Origin of the sequence: Streptomyces sp. NPDC001373, from assembly GCF_042895815.1 — a bacterium.
Classification (GTDB): domain Bacteria; phylum Actinomycetota; class Actinomycetes; order Streptomycetales; family Streptomycetaceae; genus Streptomyces.
In genome coordinates this window covers 1-2,384 of record NZ_JBIAWQ010000058.1, presented here as the reverse complement: position 1 = coordinate 2,384, position 2,384 = coordinate 1, and the positions used below count along the sequence as shown (strand labels likewise).

Below are 2,384 nucleotides of genomic sequence, written 5' to 3'. Positions count from 1 at the left end.
ACCTCCGCCGCCGAACTGTTCGTCCGGGGGACGGACATCGACTGGGCCTCCCTCTTCGAGGGGACCGGCGCCCGCCGCGTCGACCTGCCGACGTACGCCTTCCAGCGGACCCGCCACTGGATCGGCGAGGACACCGCCGATGCGGACACCCGTCCCGCGGCGGCCGACGAGACCCTGTTCAGCCGGGAACTGCGGGGCCTGTCGGAACACGAGCAGCTCGACCACGTCCTGGAACTGGTCCGCGTCCACGCCGCCGCCGTGCTCGGACACCCCTCCCGGGAGTCGATCACCGCCGAGCGGACGTTCAAGGAGCAGGGCTTCGAGTCCATCAACGGCGTCGAGCTGCGCAACCGGCTGCGCGCCGCGACCGGCCTGCGCCTGCCCACGACCCTCATCTACGACTCCCCGACCCCCCTCGCCGTCGCCCGCCTGATCAGGGACGCGGCGGCCGAGGACGCGGACCCCGCCGGCGTCGTCGAGCCCGCCGCCGCACCCGCCGTCCGCCGCGAGCCGCGGCACGGCGGCCAGGAGGCGGAGGACCCGATCGCGATCGTGGGGATGGCGTGCCGTTTTCCGGGTGGGGTGGTGTCTCCGGAGGGGTTGTGGGACCTGGTGTCGTCGGGGGTGGACGCGGTGTCGGGGTTCCCGGAGGACCGGGGTTGGGACGTGGAGTCGCTGTTCGATCCTGAGCCGGGTGTTGCGGGGCGTTCGTATGTGCGGGAGGGGGGTTTCCTGCATGAGGCGGGGGAGTTCGACGCGGACTTCTTCGGTATTTCGCCGCGTGAGGCGGTGGCGATGGATCCGCAGCAGCGGTTGTTGTTGGAGACGTCGTGGGAGGTGTTGGAGCGGGCGGGGATCCCGGCGTCCTCGCTGCGGGGTTCGCGCACCGGCGTCTTCGTCGGCGCCATGTCGCAGGAGTACGGTCCCCGGCTGTACGAGCCCGCGCAGGGCTACGAGGGCTACCTGCTGACCGGCAACACCGCCAGCGTCATGTCCGGCCGCATCTCCTACGCTCTGGGCCTGGAGGGCCCGGCGGTGACCGTCGACACCGCGTGCTCCTCCTCCCTGGTGGCCCTCCACCTCGCCGCGCAGTCCCTGCGCACGGGTGAGTGCGATGCGGCCCTGGCGGGCGGTGTCGCGGTGATGGCCGCGCCCGGCCTGTTCGTGGAGTTCTCGCAGCAGCGGGGGCTGGCCGCCGATGGCCGGTGCAAGGCCTTCTCCGACGCCGCGGACGGCACGGGCTGGGCCGAGGGTGTGGGGATGCTGCTGGTGGAGCGGCTGTCGGACGCGGTGGCGAAGGGCCATCGGGTGCTGGCGGTGGTGCGGGGTTCGGCCGTGAACCAGGACGGTGCGTCCAATGGTCTGACGGCTCCGAACGGTCCGTCGCAGCAGCGGGTGATCCGGGCGGCGCTGGACAGTGCCGGTCTGGGTGTGGTCGACGTCGACGTGGTCGAGGCGCACGGGACGGGTACGAGGCTGGGCGACCCGATCGAGGCGCAGGCGCTGCTGGCGACCTACGGCCGGCGGCCGGCCGGACAGCCCCTGTGGCTCGGCTCGTTGAAGTCGAACATCGGGCACGCGCAGGCGGCCGCCGGTGTGGGTGGTGTCATCAAGATGGTCAAGGCGCTGGAACACGGCCGGCTCCCCAGGACCCTGCACGTGGACGCGCCGTCCTCGCGGGTGGACTGGGAGGACGGCGCCGTCGAGCTGCTGACCGAGGCGCGGGACTGGCCCGAGGTGGGGCGTCCGCGGCGTGCTGGTGTGTCCTCGTTCGGGGTGTCCGGCACGAACGCGCACGTGATCCTGGAGCAGGCTCCGCAGCGGGTGGAGGAGCCGGTCGAGGTGGTGCGGGAGCTGCCGGTCGTGCCGGTGGTGCTCACCGCCCGTTCCGAGACCGCCCTCCGGGCCCAGACTGAGCGGCTTCCCGAGGGGCCGCGACCCCTGGACCTCGGGTACTCCCTCGTCACGACGCGGTCGGTGTTCGAGCACCGGCGGGTCGCGGTGGGGTCGGCCGTGGTCGAGGGCGTGGCGTCCTCGCGGGGGCGGGTGGCGTGGGTGTTTCCGGGTCAGGGGACGCAGTGGGTGGGGATGGGCGCGGGGCTCCTGGAGTCCTCGCCCGTCTTCGCGGCCCGGATGCGGGAGTGCGCGGACGCCCTGGCCCCGTTCGTCGACTTCGACGCCGTCGAGGTCGTGCGGGAGGGCGGCTCTCTGGACCGGGTGGACGTGGTCCAGCCGGTGACCTGGGCCGTCATGGTCTCCCTCGCGGAGGTGTGGCGTTCCCTGGGCGTGGTTCCGGATGCGGTGGTCGGGCATTCGCAGGGTGAGATCGCGGCTGCGGCTGTTGCGGGTGCGTTGTCGTTGGAGGACGCGGCCCGGGTGGTGGC

1 protein-coding gene is annotated in these 2,384 nt (G+C 72.9%); it reads left to right on the top strand.

From position 1 onward, the window contains the following. On the top strand, positions 1-2,384 hold a 2,384-nt coding region (locus tag ACFY15_RS36820; RefSeq protein WP_390827079.1), incomplete at both ends, for a beta-ketoacyl synthase N-terminal-like domain-containing protein.